The 18,901-nt window shown below is 70.6% G+C and carries 16 protein-coding genes and 1 pseudogene; 8 read left to right on the plus strand and 9 right to left on the minus strand.

The genetic code is table 11. The features are described 5' to 3' along the window. A partial coding sequence (locus P2P98_RS09005; protein ID WP_275799325.1) for a glycerol-3-phosphate dehydrogenase/oxidase occupies positions 1 to 1,705 on the minus strand: 1,705 nt, incomplete at its 3' end. Positions 1,706 to 1,812: 107 nt separating this feature from the next. Here P2P98_RS09005 and P2P98_RS09010 point away from each other — a divergent pair. Then, positions 1,813 to 2,778 carry a sugar-binding domain-containing protein gene (locus tag P2P98_RS09010; RefSeq protein ID WP_275799326.1) on the plus strand — a complete coding sequence of 322 codons (966 nt, stop codon included), beginning with the start codon at positions 1,813 to 1,815 and terminating at the stop codon, positions 2,776 to 2,778. Between the two features lie 17 nt (positions 2,779 to 2,795). Here P2P98_RS09010 and dhaM read toward each other — a convergent pair whose 3' ends face one another. The 4 genes from dhaM to P2P98_RS09030 form a co-directional block, all read right to left on the minus strand. Next, positions 2,796 to 3,524, minus strand: coding sequence for a dihydroxyacetone kinase phosphoryl donor subunit DhaM (dhaM, locus tag P2P98_RS09015; protein ID WP_275799327.1), 729 nt, complete (start codon positions 3,522 to 3,524; stop codon positions 2,796 to 2,798). After that, the gene (gene dhaL, locus P2P98_RS09020) at positions 3,521 to 4,159 is read right to left on the minus strand and encodes a dihydroxyacetone kinase subunit DhaL (RefSeq protein WP_275799328.1); all 639 of its coding nucleotides are present in this window, start codon (positions 4,157 to 4,159) and stop codon (positions 3,521 to 3,523) included. Before dhaL ends, dhaM begins: the two co-directional genes overlap by 4 nt. Continuing rightward, on the minus strand, positions 4,156 to 5,151 hold the full coding sequence (gene dhaK / locus P2P98_RS09025) for a dihydroxyacetone kinase subunit DhaK (protein WP_275799330.1): 996 nt from the start codon (positions 5,149 to 5,151) through the stop codon (positions 4,156 to 4,158). Before dhaK ends, dhaL begins: the two co-directional genes overlap by 4 nt. 98 nt (positions 5,152 to 5,249) lie before the next feature. After that, positions 5,250 to 5,951, minus strand: coding sequence for a lysophospholipid acyltransferase family protein (locus tag P2P98_RS09030; protein ID WP_153001368.1), 702 nt, complete (start codon positions 5,949 to 5,951; stop codon positions 5,250 to 5,252). A 159-nt stretch (positions 5,952 to 6,110) separates the two neighbouring features. Here P2P98_RS09030 and P2P98_RS09035 point away from each other — a divergent pair, with 159 nt between their 5' ends. Continuing rightward, positions 6,111 to 7,073 (plus strand): FKBP-type peptidyl-prolyl cis-trans isomerase, encoded by a 963-nt coding sequence (locus P2P98_RS09035; protein ID WP_275799332.1) that lies wholly within the window; start codon positions 6,111 to 6,113, stop codon positions 7,071 to 7,073. A 9-nt stretch (positions 7,074 to 7,082) separates the two neighbouring features. Continuing rightward, positions 7,083 to 8,165 (plus strand): 1-deoxy-D-xylulose-5-phosphate reductoisomerase, encoded by a 1,083-nt coding sequence (dxr, locus tag P2P98_RS09040; RefSeq protein ID WP_275799333.1) that lies wholly within the window; start codon positions 7,083 to 7,085, stop codon positions 8,163 to 8,165. 127 nt (positions 8,166 to 8,292) lie between these two features. Here the strand turns inward: dxr and P2P98_RS09045 are convergent, their stop codons facing one another. After that, positions 8,293 to 9,951 carry a UDP-N-acetylmuramoyl-L-alanyl-D-glutamate--2,6-diaminopimelate ligase gene (locus P2P98_RS09045; RefSeq protein ID WP_275799334.1) on the minus strand — a complete coding sequence of 553 codons (1,659 nt, stop codon included), beginning with the start codon at positions 9,949 to 9,951 and terminating at the stop codon, positions 8,293 to 8,295. Positions 9,952 to 10,038: 87 nt separating this feature from the next. Between P2P98_RS09045 and P2P98_RS09050 the strand changes: the two genes are divergently transcribed. Then, positions 10,039 to 11,355: a site-2 protease family protein gene (locus P2P98_RS09050; protein ID WP_275799335.1), complete on the plus strand. Its 1,317-nt coding sequence runs from the start codon at positions 10,039 to 10,041 to the stop codon at positions 11,353 to 11,355. Positions 11,356 to 11,477: 122 nt separating this feature from the next. On the opposite strand, the gene P2P98_RS09055 is transcribed toward P2P98_RS09050, so the two are convergent. After that, positions 11,478 to 13,376 (minus strand): chorismate-binding protein, encoded by a 1,899-nt coding sequence (locus P2P98_RS09055; protein WP_275799336.1) that lies wholly within the window; start codon positions 13,374 to 13,376, stop codon positions 11,478 to 11,480. 204 nt (positions 13,377 to 13,580) lie between these two features. On the opposite strand from P2P98_RS09055, the gene ispG reads away from it, so the two are divergent. Beyond that, positions 13,581 to 14,732 (plus strand): flavodoxin-dependent (E)-4-hydroxy-3-methylbut-2-enyl-diphosphate synthase, encoded by a 1,152-nt coding sequence (ispG, locus tag P2P98_RS09060; protein WP_275799337.1) that lies wholly within the window; start codon positions 13,581 to 13,583, stop codon positions 14,730 to 14,732. A gap of 67 nt (positions 14,733 to 14,799) precedes the next feature. Next, positions 14,800 to 15,984 carry a benzoate/H(+) symporter BenE family transporter gene (locus P2P98_RS09065; RefSeq protein ID WP_275799339.1) on the plus strand — a complete coding sequence of 395 codons (1,185 nt, stop codon included), beginning with the start codon at positions 14,800 to 14,802 and terminating at the stop codon, positions 15,982 to 15,984. Positions 15,985 to 15,994: 10 nt separating this feature from the next. Here the strand turns inward: P2P98_RS09065 and pcp are convergent, their stop codons facing one another. Beyond that, entirely contained in the window at positions 15,995 to 16,627 is a 633-nt protein-coding gene (pcp, locus tag P2P98_RS09070) for a pyroglutamyl-peptidase I (protein WP_275799340.1), read from the minus strand. A 28-nt stretch (positions 16,628 to 16,655) separates the two neighbouring features. After that, positions 16,656 to 17,237: an NAD(P)H-dependent oxidoreductase gene (locus P2P98_RS09075; RefSeq protein WP_275799341.1), complete on the minus strand. Its 582-nt coding sequence runs from the start codon at positions 17,235 to 17,237 to the stop codon at positions 16,656 to 16,658. A gap of 150 nt (positions 17,238 to 17,387) precedes the next feature. Between P2P98_RS09075 and P2P98_RS09080 the strand changes: the two genes are divergently transcribed. Together P2P98_RS09080 and P2P98_RS09085 are read left to right on the plus strand one after the other, a co-directional pair. Beyond that, positions 17,388 to 17,915 (plus strand): sigma-70 family RNA polymerase sigma factor, encoded by a 528-nt coding sequence (locus tag P2P98_RS09080; RefSeq protein ID WP_275799342.1) that lies wholly within the window; start codon positions 17,388 to 17,390, stop codon positions 17,913 to 17,915. Next, positions 17,912 to 18,901: pseudogene (locus P2P98_RS09085) on the plus strand (hypothetical protein); the annotation flags it as partial. The gene P2P98_RS09080 and the pseudogene P2P98_RS09085, both read left to right, overlap by 4 nt.

Genomic DNA, 18,901 nt, shown 5'->3' on the forward strand with positions numbered 1-18,901 from the left:
CTCCGGCCTCGGCCAGATCGACGCGGTGCGCGGTGAGGAGAATCTCGCGGGTGCGCTCCACCTCGTCGTGGACACGGTCGGTGTCCCAGCCGAGGGGACCGGCGACCGCCTCGGCGACCTCGACCAGCGTGCGCTCGGTCATTCCGCCGACGAACGCGAGGTGCGTCCGGCGCAGGAGCACGTCGATCAGGTGCACGACCTGCTCGTTGCGGGCGATCCACTCGAGTTCCTCGACGTAGTAGCCGGGGGCGTGCTCGATCGGAGTGGGCTCGGCCGGGAGCGCTTCGAGAAGCAGGTCGGCACGGGTGCCGTAGCGCGTGAGGAGGGCTTCGACGAGCTCGCGGGAGTGAGCATTCGTGCGTGCGGCTACCCACCGACGGCGCGCCTCGGGGGTCGCCGGGAAGCCCGCGCCGCCGCCGATCGGCAGTCCCTGCGTGCTCACGCGGTGCGGACGACGCAGCTTCTGCAGCGTCTTCATGCTGAGGTGCTCGGCCAGCGCGCGGAACGTGGTCCACTTGCCGCCGACCAGGCTCATCGCGGGAACGCCCGCGATCTCGTCCTCGACGATGCGGTAGTCACGCGAAACGAAACCGGGAGCGGTGTCGTCGTGACGCGGGAGGGGACGGATGCCGGAGAAGGTGTAGACGATCTGCGAGCGGTCCACCGCGATGCTCGGGAAGACGTGCCCGACGAGGTCGAAGAAGTAGTCGATCTCGTCGTCGGTGCACACCACGGGCTTCGACGGGTCGGCGTCGATGTCGGTCGTGCCGACGAGGACGCGGTCCTTGAGCGGGTAGATCAGCACGATGCGGCCGTCGGAGTGCTCGAAGAAGATTTCGCGTCCACCCGTAGCGGCGAGCAGCTCGGGGTTGTCGAGGACGATGTGCGAGCCCTTGGTGCCGCCCATGAACTGGGTCTTGAGCCCCATGGCGGCGTTCGCGAGGTCGGTCCAGGGGCCGGCCGTGTTCAGGATGACCTTGGCCTTGACCGAGAACTCCTCGCCCGAGACCTCGTCGCGGACGCGCACGCCGTTCGCGTCTGCGCCGATGGCGGAGACGTAGTTGACGGCCTGCGTGCGGCCGGCTCCGGCGACGATGCCGTCGTGGAGCACGTCGAGCGCGATGCGCTCGGGGTCGTGCATCGACGCGTCGAAGTACGTCGCGGTGTAGGCGAGGTCGGGGTTGAGCTTGGGCAGAGCCTGCAGCGACTTCTTCTTCCCGAGGAAGGTGTGGCGGGGAACCGAGCCACCGTCTCGCGAGAAGGTGTCGTACATGATCAGGCCGACCTTGATCAGCAGGGCGCCGCGCTCATTGGGCTTGCCGCGACCGTGGGTCACGAGGAGGCGGAACGGCGCCGACAGGATGCCGGAGAACGTCTTGTAGATCGGGATCGTTGTCTCGAGGGGCTTCACGTAGTGCGGCGCGGTCTTGAGCAGATCGTTGCGCTCGGTCACCGCTTCCTTGACGAGACGGAACTCGCCGTTCTCGAGGTAGCGGATCCCGCCGTGCACCATGTGGCTGGAGGCCGACGAGGCGCCCGAGACGAAGTCGCCGCGCTCGACGAGGGCGACGCTCACACCCTGCAGGGAGAGGTCACGGAGAGTGGCGAGGCCGTTGATGCCCCCGCCGATGATGAGGACGTCGATGTCTTCGGCGTCACGAAGCGCCTGAACGTCGGCGCGGAGCGAAGTTGCGGGGGACGACATGTCGACTGCGACCTTTCGTAGTTGGTACGCCGACAGAATGCGCCCGTCTGCACGTTGTTGCAAGCCCCTTGAAAAAACGTGCACAATGGGGGCGGACGGGAGGGCCCATGGTGACCCAGGCAGAAGCCCGCAGCCGGGATGCTCTCCGCGCCGCGCAGCTGTATTACATGCAAGATCTGACGATGGACGCCATCGCCCATGAGATGCGCGTCTCGCGCTCCTCGGTGTCGCGCCTGCTGCAGCACGCCCGCGACGTCGGGCTGGTGACGATCTCGATCAGCCCGCCCGACGACGCCCGCGGGCAGATGGCGCAGCGCATCGCCGACCGCTTCGGCATCGCCGCGCACGTGGTGCCCACGCCCGCACGCACGACGGAGGCCGATCGCCTCGAACGCACGGCCCTGACCGCCGCGCGCATCCTCACCGAGCGGGTCGAGTCCTCGATGACGGTGGGGATCGCGTGGGGGTCGACGCTCTCGGCGATCGCCCGCCACGTCCCCGCCAAGGACGTGCACGACACCCACATCGTGCAGATGAACGGTGCCGCCAACGTCCGCACCAGCGGCATCCCGTACGCGGGAGAGATCCTGTCGCGGTTCGGGACCGCCTGGTCGTCGTCGGTGCACCAATTCCCGGTTCCCGCGCTCTTCGACGATCCCCAGACGAAGCGTGCGATGTGGCGGGAGCGCTCGGTGCGTTCCGTCCTCGAGATCCAGGACCGCGTCGGGCTCTTCGTGTTCGGCCTGGGTTCGCCGCAGGCCGACGTGCCCTCGCACGTCTACAGCAGCGACTACTTCGACGAGCGTGATCGGGCGGTGATCGAGCGCGAGGGCGTGGTCGGCGACTGCGCGACGGTGTTCTACCGCGTCGATGGGTCCAGCGACATCCCCGAGCTGAACGCCCGCTCGAGTGGCCCCGACCTCGACACCGTCCGGCGCATCCCGCGGCGGTTCTGCGTGGTGTCGAGTCTGTCGAAGCTCGACGCCCTGCGCGGCGCCCTCGCGGCGGGACTCGTCACCGAACTCGTCGTCGAAGAGGCCCTCGCCCGTCGCCTGCTGAGCGTCACGCGCTGAGCCTCACGCGCTGAGACTCAGCGCTCGCCGAAGCCGTCCTCGATCAGAGCCCGGAGGTCGTCCAGGGCCTCTCGCGCCTCGGGGCCGGTCGCGCTGACGCGGACGCGTGATCCCTGACGCACGCCCAGCGCCATTAGCGCCAACAGGCTGCGCGCCGAGATCTCTTCCGAACCCGTGTCGAGATCGATGAGACGCACGTCGGCGTCGTACCGCGACGCGGTCTTGACGAAGGTCGCGGCCGGCCGAGCGTGGAGGCCCGACGGGTTCGTGATCATCGCCTCGAAAGCCGCGCCTTCCGCGGCCTTCGCGGTTTCGGATGCCGCACCCGCACCGGCGCTGTCCGTGTCCGCCCCCAGCTGTCGGCGCTTCGCGTCGCCCGCCGTCGCGCATTCCGTCGCGACCGCGTCGAGTCCTGCTCCGCCCGCGGCCGTCACGACCGCCGCCACGAGACCCTCGACGAAGGGTGCCGCGCTGAGGCGGACACGATCCGGTTCGGCGACGAACTCCAACGCCGTCTCGGCACTGAGGATCGCGGAGCCGAGATCCATCAGAACGAGCACCCCGTCGCCGCCGTCGGCCTCGTCGATCGCGGAAGCGATGGCCACGGCATCCGTCCCGAGGTCGCCGTCGGGCCCGCCCGCTGCGACGCGCACCGTGGGCGGATTCTCCCCACCCATCTGCAGGGCCAGTTCGATCGCGGCGTCGGCCAGGGCGCGCGAGTGCGAGACGACGACGAGGCCGATCATGCGGCGTCCGCCAGCGTGTCCCGCAGGGCTTCGAGCAGGAGCGTCGCCGACGTGGCGCCCGGGTCGAGGTGCCCGGCGCTGCGCTCGCCGAGATAGCTCGCGCGGCCCTTGCGCGCGACGAGCGGCTCGGTGGAGTCGCGGCCGCGGGCGCCGGCCTCGGCTGCCGCGCGCGCGGCTCCGGCAGGGTCGGCGCCGTCGGCGACGGCCGTGTCCCACGCGTCGAGCGCGGGAGCCAGGGCGTCGATCATCGTCTTGTCGCCGAGTTCCGCTTTGCCGCGAGCCACGACTCCGTCGACGCCGGCGCGGAGGGCGGCGCCCAGGGCCGTGGCATCCGCATCGTCCGACGTCAGGGCGGGACCCATCCGCAGGAAGAACGTGCCGTAGAGCGGGCCGCTCGCGCCGCCCACCGACGACACGAGCGTCATCCCGACGGTCTTGAAGAGCTCGGCAGGCGTCGCCGGTGCGGGGTCGAGCTTGGCCACCACGGCGTCGAGCCCCCGTGCCATGTTCGAACCGTGATCGGCGTCACCGATCTCGGAGTCCAGGCGCGTGAGCTCGTCCTTGTGCTGCTGGACGGCGTCGCGGAACGCATGGATCCAGGCGACGAGATCGTCGATCGAGACGGCGCCGCTCATGCGCCCCACCGCAGTCCCGGGGTCACGACCGGCGCGTCCCACAGGCGCAGCATCTCATCGTCGGCCTTCACCACCGTGAGCGACGCTCCCGCCATGTCGAGGCTGGTGATGTAGTCGCCGATGAGCACGCGCTGCACGACGACGCCCGCGTCGGCCAGCAGGGGAGCGATCTCGCCGTAGAGCAGGTATTGCTCGATCAGCGGCGTTCCGCCGAGCCCGGACAGCAGCACGATGGCCGGCCCGACCGGGTCGCGGAAGTCGTGGACGATCGGGTCGACCATGAGCTTCGCGATCTCGTGAGCGGATGCCAGCTTCACGCGCGACCGACCGGGTTCGCCGTGGATGCCGACCCCGACCTCCATCTCGTCGTCGGGCAGCTCGAAGGTGGGTCGGCCCGCAGCGGGGACCGTGCAGCTGGTCAGCGCCACTCCCATCGAGCGGCCGGCCGCGGACACGCGGCGCGCGAGCTCGGCGACGGTGGCGAGGTCGGCTCCCTCTTCGGCCAGGGCGCCGACGATCTTCTCGAGGATGACCGTGGTGCCGGTGCCACGGCGGCCCGCGGTCCACGTCGAGTCCTGGACCGCGACGTCGTCAGCCACGACGACCGCCTCGACCTGCACCCCCTCAGCCGCCGCCAGCTCGGCCGCCATCTCGAAGTTCAAGACGTCGCCGGTGTAGTTCTTCACGATGTGCAGCACACCCGCACCCGCATCGACGGCCTGCGTCGCCGCGAGCACCTGATCGGGCGTGGGGGAGGTGAAGACCTCGCCTGCCGCCGCCGCGTCGAGCATTCCGCGTCCGACGAAGCCTCCGTGCAGTGGCTCGTGGCCCGAGCCTCCACCCGAGACGAGGGCGACCTTGCCGGCGCGGATCGGCTCCGCCCGCAGGATCACGCGATTCTCCGCGTCGACGCGGAGCTCGGGGTAAGCGGCTTCGATGCCGCGCAGGGCCTCGGCCAGCACGTCGGCCGGGTCGTTGACGAACTTCTTCACGGTGCCTCCTCGTCGTGGCGGTGACGGTTCGGGGCCGTCACTCCCGACCCTGCTCGCCCCGCGTCGCCGCGTCAAGCAGCAACTCGAGGAGGCGAGCGTCAGAGGCGCTCGTGCGGGAGCACCTGCTTGATGCGCTCGAGGGGGTTCTGCGCGGGGGCCTCGTTGTACGCGTTCGCGAGCTCCTGCTCGCTGAGGGCGTGGATCGCGGCCATGATCTCGTCGGTCGCGCCGCGACGCGCCCGGCCCGAGGTGGCGGGCCCGTGGGGGGAGAGGTCGATGGGCTCGCCGAAACGGACCGTGATGCGCTCTTTCGTCGTCGGGATCTTCGCGCCGACCGGCATGACCTTGTCTGTGCCGATGAGGCCGACCGGGACGACCGGAGCGCCCGTCTGCAGGGCCAGGAAGGCGACTCCGGTGCGTCCTTTGTAGAGGCGGCCGTCGAGGGAACGCGTGCCCTCGGGGTAGAGCGCGACCGCGCGACCGTCCTCGAGCAGCGCGCGCTGCTGCTCGAGGGCGTCGAGGGCTTTCTGCCCGGCGCCGCGTTCGACGGGGATCGCGCCGATCGCGGTGAAGAACTGCCGCGAGGCCCATTTCTCGAAGTACGCCGACTTCGCCATGAAGTGAACGGGGCGAGGAGCCGCGACGGGGATCGCGATGGAGTCGATGAACGACAGGTGGTTGCTCGCAAAGATGACGGGGCCCGTGCGCGGGACGTTCTCGCGTCCTTCGACGCGCGGGCGGTACACGGCGCGGGCGAGGGGGGCGATGAGCGAACGCCCGAGGACGTACGTCGCACCCATCTGCTGCGGCACGGCGGCGGGGGTCTCGGCGGGCACGTCGGAACTCACCCGTCGAGATTACTCGCCGCCGCATGCCGGGTCGCGCATGGGGACTCTCAGCCGCGCCTAAGACGGATGCGCGAGGATGGGGGTTCCCTGTCTTCTCTCGAGAGGTTCTCCGTGCGCTTCCGCCCGATCGCTTCCCTGTCCGTCGCCGCCGTCGCGGTGCTGCTTCTGGCTGGGTGCGCCGGTTCGTCCGATGACAGCCAGACGCCGGACGCCAGTGCGAGCCCCGACGCCGGACAGTGCCAGACGCCGTTCACGGGCGACGTTCCCGCGGGCCTCGAGGTGTCCGGCGACTTCAAGGGCGAGGTCACGGTGACCCGGCCCGACGGATTCGCGCCGAGCGCGATCCAGCGCAGCACTCTCATCGAGGGCACCGGCGACGAGGTGAAGGCCGGCGATCTCGTCAAGGCGAACTACACCGTGATCGACGCGTCCACCGGCGAGGTCGCGCTCGACTCGCTCAAGAGCGATCCCTCGGGCATGGACATGATCGTCAACGCCCAGCAGATCTTCGGTGCCGCGGTGTCGTGCGTGCCGATCGGCTCGCGCACCGTCTCGACATTCCCCGCGGGAACGCTGGGCGAGGGCTCGCCGGCCTACATCCTCGTCGCCGACTCGATCTCCGAGCTGCCCACGCGTGCCGAGGGCACCGAGGTGGCGCCCGTCGAGGGCATGCCGACCGTGACCTTCGCCGACAACGGTGCTCCGACGATCACCGTGCCGACAACGCCGGCGCCCACCGAAACCCGCATCGAGAACCTCCGTCAGGGAACGGGCGACGTCGTGAACCCCGGCGACACCGTGATCGTTCAGTACACCGGCGTCCTCTACGACGGCGGCACCGTGTTCGACTCGAGCTGGGACAAGGGTGCGCCGACGCAGTTCGCGACGACCGACGTCGTCCCGGGCTTCAAGCAGGCGCTCGAGGGTCAGACGGTCGGCTCGCAGGTCGTCGCCGTGATTCCTCCCGCCGACGGCTACGGCGACCAGGCAAAGGGCTCGATCCCGGCCGGGTCCACGCTCGTGTTCGTCGTGGACATCCTCGGCGTCCAGCACGCAACTCCCGCCGCTCAGTAGGCTGACGGGATGCGCCGCGTCCTCCTCCTCGGTTCCACCGGTTCGATCGGCACGCAGGCGCTCGACGTCATCCGCGCGAACGCGGACCGCTTCGAGGTCGTCGGCCTCGCCGCCGGTTCCGACCGTGCGGGGGTCGAGGCGCAGGCGCAGGCGTTCGGTGTTGAGCACGTCGCCCTCGGCGCGATCGAGGCGGAGCAGCTCATCCGCGACGTCGAAGCCGACGTGGTCGTCAACGGCATCACGGGCTCGGTGGGACTCGGTCCCACCATCGCCGCTCTCGAAGCGGGGCGCACCCTCGCCCTGGCGAACAAGGAGTCGCTGATCGTCGGCGGCGACCTCGTCACCGCGCTCGCCGCCCCGGGCCAGATCGTGCCGGTCGACTCCGAGCACTCGGCGATCGCGCAGGCGCTGCGATCCGGAGAGGCGCACGAGGTGCGCCGGCTGGTGCTCACGGCATCCGGAGGCCCTTTCCGCGGTCGTTCGCGCGAGCAGTTGCGGGGCGTCACGCCCGCCGAGGCGCTCGCGCACCCCACGTGGGACATGGGACGCGTCGTGACGACCAACTCGGCGACGCTGGTCAACAAGGGGCTCGAGGTCATCGAGGCGCATCTGCTCTTCGACGTGCCGTACGACCGCATCGACGTCACCGTCCATCCGCAGTCGATCGTGCACTCCATGGTCGAGTTCGTCGACGGATCGACCATCGCGCAGGCGTCGCCGCCCGACATGCGGTTGCCGATCTCTCTCGGCCTCGACTGGCCGCGCCGCGTGGCCGGCGTCGGGGCGCCGCTCGACTGGACGACCGCGAGCCGGTGGACTTTCGAGCCGCTCGACGAGGAGGCCTTCGGGTCCGTCGCGCTCGCGAAGAAGGTCGGGCGTGCGGGAGCGACGTATCCCGCCGTCTTCAACGCCGCGAACGAGCAGGCCGTCGATGCGTTCCACGAGGGGCGGCTGAGCTTCCTCGGCATCCTCGAGATCATCGAAGCGGTCGTCGACCGCCACGAGGCGCCCGCGACGCTCACGCGCGAATCGCTTGCCGACGCCGAGGTCTGGGCTCGTCGGACGGCGGATGCCGTGATCGCGGCGCGCTGACCGACTCGAGCCGCGTGCGGGGGACCCTGAGCCTGTCGGAGGGACCGGGCTGACGTGGGTTCCGGTGGCTTCGACGGGCTCAGCCACCTCGCGACGGGTGGCTGAGGCGTGACGCGGCGCTGCCGTCTCAGGCGGGGAAGTCGACCGGGCGCCCGGGGTCGGACGACGGCGTGCGGTCCGTCGGGTAGGGCACGGGCCACTGCGGCTCTGGCACCGCCCACCCGGCGGCGCGCAGCGCGCGCCGGGAGAGCTCGCGCGCCGAGTAGGGCGTGCGGACCCCACGGATGTCCCGGTAGTCCTGGTGTCCGGGGCCGGCCCACAGGATCGCGTCGCCCTCGCCCACGAGCCTCACGGCCTCGAGGATCGCGCGCTCAGGCGGGGTGAACTCGAGGATCTCGGCGTCAGGCCGCGCGCGGCGCGCACCCTCGATCAGGACCTCGCGGATGGCATCCGGATTCTCGTGCCGGGGGTGGTGGTCGGTGACGACGAGGATGTCGCTGCCGAGCACAGCCGTGCGCCCCATGTCGTGGCGCTTGGTGGCGTCGCGGTCGCCGTCGGCGCCGAAGAGCATGACGACCTTGCCGGGGGTCACCCGGCGGACCGCCGCAAGGGTCTTCTCGAACGCGTCGGGGGAGTGACCGAAGTCGACGTAGACCGCCGGGCCCTCGGGGCCGGAGACGAGCTGCGTGCGCCCCGGGAGTGAGGCATCGATGCGGCCGCCGTCGAGGGCGTCGACGAGGCGTTCCCACGCGTAGCCGGTCTCGAGCAGCATCACGATCGCCAGGCCGGCGTTGGCGGCCATGTGCCGACCGATCACCGGAACGACGGTGGTGAGCGTCCGACCGTCACGGGCGCGGAGGGTGAACTCGGTGCCCTCCTGCCGCTCGTCGACGATGTCGACCGTCCAGTCGGCGTCGGCGGCGGGATCCGAGGCGATGGCCGGGGTGACGATCGTGACGACGGGGATCTCGGCGCGCGCGGCGATCTCGGCACCGGCGGGGGAATCCAGGCAGACCACGCCGCGACGCGCGCGATCGGCGCGGAAGAGCGGCAGCTTCGCCTCGAAGTACTCGCGCATGTCGGCGTAGTCGTCGAGGTGGTCGTGCGTGAGGTTGGTGAAGCCCGCGACGTCGAACACGAGGCCGTCGACGCGGTGACGGGTGAGAGCCTGGGCGCTCACCTCGACCGCCACGGCCTCGACCCCGCGTTCGCGCATGAGGGCGAGAAGGGCGTGGAACTCGGATGCCTCGGGGGTAGTGAGCCGCGAGACGATCACCTCGCCCGCGATGTGGCGCTCCGCCGTCGACGACAGGCCCGTGACGACGCCGAGCTGACCGAGGATCCCCTCGAGCAGGTGCGAGACGCTCGTCTTGCCGTTGGTGCCGGTCGTGGCCAACAGCTGCGGGAGTGCGTCGTCAGGGCCGGTGCCGTACACCCACGCGGACAGGTCGCCCAGGAGCGCGCGGGGATCGTCGACGACGACGATCGGAAGACCCGTAGGGCCGGCGATATCGGCACCGTCGGCATCGGTGATGACGGCGACCGCTCCGCGCTCGGCGGCGGTCGCGGCGAACTCCGCCCCGTGCCGGTTCACGCCGCGGATCGCGACGAAGGCCTCGCCCGCGCGCAGATCGGCGGTCGCGAGCGTGATGCCCGTGAGGGTCGTCCCCTCGACCTCCCCGACGGTGCGGACGCCGAATCGGCGGGCGAGCTCGGCGAGGTCGCGCTGGGGCGGACGCTCGGGCCGGAGCACGGGCGGGAGGTTCGGGGCAGCGTCGGTCGGCATCCCGTCCATTGTCTCATCCGGTCTCGCACAGACAGGGCATCGCAGCCGCACGGGCGCTTCAAAGGAGCGCGGCGGTATCGTCGGCGGGTGACTGTCATCGCGTTCCTCATCGGCGTCCTCGTGCTCGTGGTGGGACTGGCCGTTTCGATCGCGCTGCACGAGATGGGTCACCTTCTGCCGGCGAAGATCTTCGGCGTCCGGGTCGGGCAGTACATGATCGGCTTCGGGCCGACGCTGTGGTCGCGCCGGATCGGCGAGACCGAGTACGGGTTCAAGGCTCTGCCCCTCGGCGGCTTCATCTCGATGGCAGGCATGTATCCGCCCGCTCCCGAGGGTGAGGAGCCGTCGAAACGGCGGTCGCGGTTCTTCGCCACGATGGTGCAGGACGCCCGGGATGCCAACGCCGAGACGCTCATCGGGGGCGACGATCGCGCCTTCTACCGGCTGCCCGTGTGGAAGCGCATCATCATCATGCTCGGCGGGCCGGCGATGAACCTCGTCCTCGCGGTCGTGCTGTTCACGATCGCGCTGAGCGGCATCGGCATCCAACAGGGGACGACGACCGTCGCGTCGGTCTCGGAGTGCGTCATTCCCGCGAGCCAGCAGCGGCAGGACTGCGAGCCGTCCGACCCGGTCGCGCCCGCCAAGGCGGCGGGGATGCAGCCGGGCGACACGATGATCTCGATCGACGGCACCCCCGTCTCGACCTTCAACGAGGCGGCGGCGATCATCCAGGCGTCTCCCGGCAAGCCCCTGTCGATGGTCATCGAGAGAGACGGCGCGGAGCAGACCGTACAGTTCACCCCGCAGTCGACCGACCGGGCGGTGACGAACGCGCAGGGCCAGCCGGTGACCGATACCTCTGGCGCCCCCGAGTACGAGACGATCGGATTCGCCGGCCTCAGCCCGCAGATCGCGTTCGAGCCGCAGCCGATCTGGACCGGAGTCGAGGCGACGGGTCAGTACATCGGACAGGTCGCGACGATCATGTCGCAGCTGCCGGTGCGTGTCTACGACGTCGCCGTCGACACGATCACGGGTCAGCCGCGAGACGCCGACAGCCCGATGAGCGTCATCGGCGCCGGCCGGATGGCGGGCGAGATCGCCGCGGTGAACGCTCCGATCCTCGAACGCGTGCAGCAGATCGTCCTGCTCCTCGGCGGACTGAACATCGCCCTGTTCGCGTTCAACTTGATCCCGCTGCTGCCCCTGGACGGCGGGCATGTCGTCGTGGCGCTCTGGGACGGGCTGAAGAAGCTCGTCGCGCGCGCCCGCGGGCGGATTGCCAAGCCCGTGGATGCCACGCGCCTGGTGCCCGTGACCTTCGTCGTCGTCATCCTGCTGGTGGGCGTGGGCAGCGTGCTGTTCCTCGCCGACATCTTCAATCCGGTGAAGCTGCTCTAGCGTCGCGTGGTCCCGGTGGCTTCGACGGGCTCAGCCACCTGGGCCGCGCGGGTCGAGGGGCGTCGACGGGCTCAGGCACCCCTGCCCGGGTGGTCCCTGAGCCTGTCGAAGGGACCGGAACGTCAGAGGACGTGAGCGATCAACCGCTCCAGCGTGCGCATGCCGTCGCGCGACAGGATCGACTCGAGGTGCCCCTGAACGCTCGCGAAGCCCGGACCCCGGAGGGCGTAGACGTCGCCGGTCTCGGCATCCGCGGCGATCTCGACCTCCTCGGGAGTCGCTTCCGGCGCGCGGGCGGTGAAGGTGTTGTAGAAGCCGATCGAGGCGGGCTCGCCGAACACGTCGACGGTCTTCTGCAGGCCCTGGTGCGGCCGGGCCAGGGGCCGCAGGTCGATCCCGAGCGAGTCGGCGAGGATCTGGTGGCTCAGGCACACCGCGAGCAGCGGCGCACCGGCCGCGCGTCGGCGGCCGACGACGTGGCGCATCGCCGCCATCCGCGGGCTGTCGTCGCGCGGGTCACCCGGGCCCGGGCCCGAGACGACCAGGTCGGCCGCGTCGAGCTCGGCGTCGGTCACCTCGGACCAGTGCACGATCCGGGTGTCGAGCCCGAGGTGGCGCAGCTGGTGCGCGAGCATCGTGGTGAAGCGGTCCTCGGCATCCACGACGAGAGCCGTGCGTCCCGCGAACGGACCCGAGCCGTCGGGATCCTGCGGGTTCATCCAGAACGGCGCGAGACGGTCGTTTCGGGATGCCAGCAGCTCGGCGATCGCGGGATCCTCGGCGAGCGGGATGCGTGGGGCCGTCGGGGCGTCCGGATCGGCGGACGGGGGAGCAGCCGGTGCGCTGTCGCGGGGGATCGCCCCGATCGCCCCGAGGACACCCGCGGCCTTGCCGTGGGTCTCGCCGACCTCGCCGTACGGATCGGAGTGGCGCACCAGCGTGGCACCCACGGGGACGCGCAGGCGACCGTCGACGAGGTATGCCGTGCGGATGAGGATCGGCGCGTCGAGATCATGCGTCGGGCCCGCGGTCGCACCGTTCGGGGTGAACAGCGCGGCCACGCCCGAGTAGTACCCGCGGGGCGTCGTCTCATGCCGGGCGATGACCGTGCAGGCGTTCTGCATGGGGGAGCCGGTCACCGTGGGCGCGAACATCGTCTCGCGCAGGATGTCGCGCGGGTCGAGGTCGCTGCGCCCGCGGAGCATGTACTCGGTGTGCGTCAGGCGCGACATCACCTTGAGGTGCGGGCCGGTGATGCGTCCGCCGTCGCTGCACACGGCGCTCATCATCTTCAGCTCCTCGTCGACGACCATGAAGAGCTCCTCGGTCTCTTTGGTCGAGCGGAGGAACTCGGCAAGGGTCTCGGCCGTCGCACCGCCCGCGGGGTGACGGAAGGTGCCCGAGATGGGGTTCATCGTCACGATGCCCGCCTTGGCGCTCACGTGCGCCTCGGGGCTCGCGCCGACCGCGATGTGCCCCTCGGTGACCACCGCGAAGGTCCAGTACGCGCCCATCTCGTGTTCGAGCAGCGCGCGGAACCACGTCAGCGCCGCGACGCGCGGATCGACGTCGACCCCGGCGACGAAGTCACGACGGATGACGAAGTTCGCCCCCTCGCCCCGGCCGATCTCGTCGGCGATCACCCGCCGCACGATGTCGGCGTACTCCTCGTCGGCGATGTCGAAGCCCGCGTCCGCGAGCGGGACGGGGGAGGAGGGGAGGGATGCCACGGTCTCGGCGCGATCGAGCGAGACGCGCTCGTCCACGACGAGGCACCGCAGCGGCGCCCCGTCGTCATGGCAGACGAACCCGCGCTCGCGCACCTGCCGGAACGGCACGAGGGCGAGGACTTCGCGCGCGGTGCCGGTGGCATCCGTCAGGGGGATGTCGCCCAGCAGATCGACGTCGACGACGTCACCGGTGAGGACCTCGACGGTCGCGCCGTCGCGCGCGATCAGGGCGAACGGGGCGGTGCCGCTGAGGAGGTCGTGGATCAGGGAAGAGGGGTCGGGCCCGGTCATCGAAGTACTTCCGTCTGTGATCGAGGGTCCGGAACGGCCGCCGGAAAACACGAAGACCGCCCCGATCCCGAGGGAGGGCGGTCTGTCGCACGCGTGCTCACCGCCTAGACGGTGGGCCACCAGCCGGTATACGCGCGCATGGCGCCGAACCTATCACAGAGCGCCCTCAGCCCCCGAGGAGGTGTGGCGGCGTAGGCTGGTCGCGTGCCTGCAGTGAACATCGGGATGCCCCGCGTGCCGGAGGTCCTCGCGCCTCGTCGCAAGACCCGTCAGATCAAGGTCGGCAAGGTGCTCGTCGGCGGCGACGCCCCCGTGAGCGTCCAGTCGATGACGACGACCCCCACGACGAACATCAACGCCACTCTCCAGCAGATCGCCGAACTCACGGCATCCGGCTGCGAGATCGTGCGCGTGGCCGTTCCGTCGCAGGACGACGCGGATGTGCTGCACATCATCGCGAAGAAGAGCCAGATCCCGGTCATCGCCGACATCCACTTCCAGCCGAAGTACGTCTTCCAGGCGATCGACGCCGGCTGCGGTGCGGTGCGCGTGAACCCCGGCAACATCCGCAAGTTCGACGATCAGGTCGGCGCGATCGCCGCCGCCGCGAAGGCTGCGGGTGTGTCGCTGCGCATCGGCGTGAACGCCGGATCGCTCGACCGCCGCCTGCTCGAGAAGTACGGCAAAGCCACGCCCGAGGCGCTTGTGGAGAGCGCCGTCTGGGAGGCGTCGCTGTTCGAGGAGCACGACTTCCACGACTTCAAGATCTCGGTCAAGCACAACGACCCGATCGTCATGGTCAAGGCCTACCGCCTGCTCGCCGAACGGGGCGACTGGCCGCTTCACCTCGGCGTGACCGAGGCGGGACCGGCGTTCCAGGGCACGATCAAGAGCGCGACGGCCTTCGGCATCCTGCTCTCCGAGGGCATCGGCGACACCATCCGCGTCTCGCTGTCGGCACCCCCGGCCGAAGAGGTCAAGGTCGGCCACCAGATCCTGCAGTCGCTCAACCTGCGCGAACGCAAGCTCGAGATCGTGTCGTGCCCCTCGTGCGGTCGTGCGCAGGTCGACGTCTACACGCTCGCCGACGACGTCACCGAAGGCCTGAAGGACATGACGGTGCCGCTGCGCGTGGCCGTCATGGGCTGCGTCGTCAACGGCCCCGGTGAGGCGCGCGACGCGGACCTCGGTGTCGCGTCGGGCAACGGCAAGGGCCAGATCTTCGTCAAGGGCGAGGTCATCAAAACCGTGCCCGAGGCCGAGATCGTCCGCACGCTCATCGAAGAGGCCAACCGCCTCGCCGACGAGATGGGTCCCGACGCGGCTCCCGGCACGGCGCAGGTCATCACGGCCTGATCGAGGCATCGCGTGGTCCGCGCGAGCGCGAGTGGACCACTGCCGTTCCGCTAGCGTCGGGAGTCTCATGATCGAGACTTCGCACGCCTCCCTCGCCCGTCCCCTCATCGCTGGTGTGGTGACCGCCCTGGTCGGCTTCACCAGCACGTTCGCCGTGGTGCTCACGGGTCTTCGCTCCGTCGGGGCCACGCCCGAGCAGGCGGCGAGCGGACTGCTCGCCGTCACGCTCATGGTCGGGGTCGGGTGCATCCTCCTCGCCTGGCGCTACCGGATGCCGATCACGATCGCCTGGTCGACCCCCGGTGTCGCGCTGCTCGCGGCTACCGGTGCCGTCGAGGGCGGGTGGCCCGCGGTCGTCGGCGGCTTCCTCGTCTCGGGTGCGCTGATCCTGTGCACCGCCCTCTTCCCGCCGCTGGGGGCGTTGATCGCGCGCATTCCGCCGTCGATCGCGCAGGCGATGCTCGCGGGTGTCCTCTTCCCTCTCTGCATCCAACCGTTCGTCGGGCTCATCGCCGACCCGTGGGGCGTGGCGCCGGTGCTGATCGTGTGGCTCGTGGCATCCCGCCTTCTTCCGCGCTGGGCCGTGCCGCTCGCGTTCGTCGCGGCGATCGTCGTCGTGGCGGTCTCGCTCGGACGAACCGGGGCGGAGCTGGATGCCGCGAGCCTCGTGCCGCAGCTCGCCTTCACCGCTCCGACGCTCACCGTCGGGTCGGTGGTCGGGATCGCGCTCCCGCTGTTCGTCGTGACGATGGCCTCGCAGAACGTTCCCGGCGTCGCCGTGATGCGCAGCCTCGGGTACACGATCCCGTGGCGCCCGGCGATGCTCGTGACCGGCGCGGGCTCGATGCTCGCGGCGACCGCCGGGGGACACGCGGTCAACCTCGGCGCGATCAGCGCGGCGATCGCCGCAGGCCCCGACGCGCACCCCGATCCGAAGCGACGCTGGGTGGCGGGAGTCTCGGCCGGGAGCACCTACCTCGTGCTCGTCGCGCTGTCGGCCGCGTTCGCCGCAATCGTGCTGCTCGCCCCCGCGGGGGTCATCCCGGCCGTCGCGGGCGTGGCGCTCTTCGCGGCCTTCGGCTCCGCCGTGCAGCAGGCGATCGACGATCCGGGCGAGCGGACCCCGGCGGTCGTGACGTTCCTCATCGCGGCATCCGGAATCGCCATCGCGGGCGTCAGCGCGGCCTTCTGGGCGCTGGTGGCGGGGCTGATCGTGCGGACGGTCCTGCACCTCGGGCGGCGCGCGGCCTGAGCCCCCGCCGTCAGTGCAGGGTGCCGGCCGGGGAGGCGAGGTCGTCGCGCACGTCGAGGGCGGTGCGCACGGTGAGCTCGACGGCGCGCACGATGTCGTCGAAAGGCAGGGATGCCACGCCCTCGGGGGCGCTCTCGCGCGCAGAAGGCACGTGTACGAAGCCGGCGCGCACGTGGGGGTCGGCGGCATCCAGGGCGGTGAACATCACGTGGTTGCACACGAAGGTCCCCGCCGAGTGCGACACCGCGGCCGGAATGCCGGCGTCGCTCAGCGCCGCCGCGATCGCCTTGACGGGCAGGGTCGCGAAGTAGGCGGTCGGACCGCCCTCGACCACGGGGAGGTCGACCGGCTGCGCACCGTCGTTGTCGGGAATGCGGGCGTCGGCGAGGTTGATCGCCACGCGCTCGGGGGTGACCTGCGCGCGTCCCCCCGCGAGGCCCGTGGCGATCACGACATCGGGGTGGTGCTCGTCGAGGAGCTGTCGGAGCCGCGTCCCGGCCGCGTCGAACGCGACCGGAAGGACGTCGACGATCAGTCGTTCGGCGCCGGTCCAGCGCTCGTAGACGGCTCGGACGGCGTCGCCGGACGGATTCGTGGCGTCGCCGCCGAAGGGCTCGAATCCGGTGAGGAGGACGGTCGTCATCGCTCCAGGCTATGCCGGGGTCGCCTGTTCAGACGCGTGCGGGGACCGCGGCGCCCGCGTCTCGTCGTGCGAGGTTCTCGACCTCGGTGATCCAGCGGGCGCGTGTGCGGTCGTCGGAGGAACGGACGGAGGGGAAGCGCGTCGTGCGGACGCGGCGGACCCCGCAGAACTTCAGCGTCTGATTGCGGACCTGGCGCACGGCGGGGTCCCCCGTCCACCGGAGGAACCAGGTGGGGGAATCGCTCGTCAGGAGGAGGCGCCCGGTGCGGGCGGGGAGGAGTCCCTGCGGGAGCCCGTTCGGGCGGTAGCGGTACGTCTGCTTCGGAAGGAGGACGCGGTCGAAGAAGCCCTTGAGGAGGGCGGGGGTCCCGGCCCACCAGACCGGTGTGGCCACGACGATGTGCGTCGCGGCGAGGAGGGAGGCGAGGGCGCGCTCGAGGTCGGGCTCGAGCGGCTGCACCGCCCGGTACCCGCCCCGCAGGATGGGGTCGAAGTCGAGGTGTCGCACGGCGACGAGCTCGGCGTCGCCGTGCGCCTGCGCGTACCGTCGCGCGAGCGTCGCGGTGAGCGAGTCGGGGGAGGGGTGGCCGTCGAGGATGAGGGCGGTCATGGCGGAGCTCCAATGTGGACACTGTCAAGAAACTGGACAGGAGCAAGATATTGTGCCGCGGCCGGGGTTGTCGAGGCGCGATTCGCGCCGTCGTTGCCGATCCGTTACCTGGTGCGGGAACTTCTGGCGTGATCGCGGACACTACGGGGTGTGGAAGATGATGACGCGGGGCTGTGGGCTCGGGTACTCAGGGGCGATGAACTTGCGTTGGCGGCGTTGTTCGATCGGTATGACGCGCGGTTGTTCCGTCATGCGTCGCGGTTGTTGACGCATCGGGAGGATGCGAAGGATGCCGTGACGGTGGCGTTCTTCGAGTTGTGGCGTAAGCGGGCGTCGGTGCGGGTGGTGGAGGGGTCGCCGTTGCCGTGGTTGTTGAACACGGTGGCGCACTGCGCGCGGAATTTGGAGCGGTCGGGGCGGCGATACCGCGCTCTGTTGGACCGGGCCCCCGTGACGGAGCCGATGCACCGCGCTCACGAGGAGAGCGGCGTGTTGGCCGCTCTGCGGAAGCTGCCGGAGCGGGAACAGGCGGTCGTGGTCCTGTCGGTGCTGGAGGGGTATTCCGAGCGCGAAGTCGCGCAGGCCCTCGGCATCCCGGCGGGAACGGTCAAGTCGCGGCTCTCCCGAGCGAAGACGAAGCTCCGCGACGATCTGGCCCAGGAAGGGGTGCAGGCATGAACGAGGAACTGACTCCCGACGAGCGCGCGGCGATGCGCTCTCGCATCGTCGGCGGTGCGCGCGACATCAAGCCTGCCGGTGCACATCGGAACGCGTGGATCGCGGGCTCGATCGCGGCAGTGCTGGTGGTGGCGATCGCGGGTGGGGCGGTGGCGACGTCGACGTTGTCGGCGCCGCAGATCGCGAACATGCCGTCGCCAACGGTCACGGCGACGACGGTGCCGACACCGACACCTACCTCGACGCCGACCTCGATACCCACGCAGACGACGCCGGTGGTCGCGTTCGGGGGAGACTGCTCGGCCGTGCTCGGTGATCCCGAGGTGTCGGACATCCTCGGGGTCCCGATGACGGGTGTGCCCGTCATCACCGGGGACGCACGAGTCCTCGGAGGGATCTCCTGCGAGTGGCGAGCGCTCGACTCGGCAGATTTCACGAGCATGAGTGTGACGGTGGTGCCGTGGGCCGACATCCCGGATTCTGTGCGGCAAGACGTGGGTGTCGTCCCCGAGTGCCCCGTCGGGTTCACCTGCAGCTACAGCGAGCGTCATGGAGACGCGTGGGTGAGTGCGGAGGCCACCGATGCGAGTGAGGCCATCGCGGCGGTGAAGGCAGTCGGGTCGCGTGCGGCGGACGCCCCGCTGTCCGCGCGAACCCTGCCCGCAACCGCGTGGTCGATTCCGGACTGTGACGGCGTCGTCATCGAGGCTGTCCGATCGGCGCTGACCCGCGATGTCTCGAAGACCACCGGCACGGACTACTTCCCCCACGGTCCCGTGTGGGACGTGATGACGAGCAACGGTGCGGCGGGATGGTGCGACTTCTTCGGACCGGAAGACGACGGCCAGGCCTTCTTCTCGCTGGACGTGACGTTCTGGCCGGGCGCGTCGCTGGACCCGGCCGGAGCCATCGCGAGGGGGGAGCAGCAGGTGTCGCTGACAGGAGCCACCTCTGCGTGGATGCTGCCGGCCTCCGATCTGGGAGGG

The sequence above is a fragment of the Microbacterium sp. Kw_RZR3 genome (genome assembly GCF_029222405.1).
GTDB lineage: Bacteria > Actinomycetota > Actinomycetes > Actinomycetales > Microbacteriaceae > Microbacterium.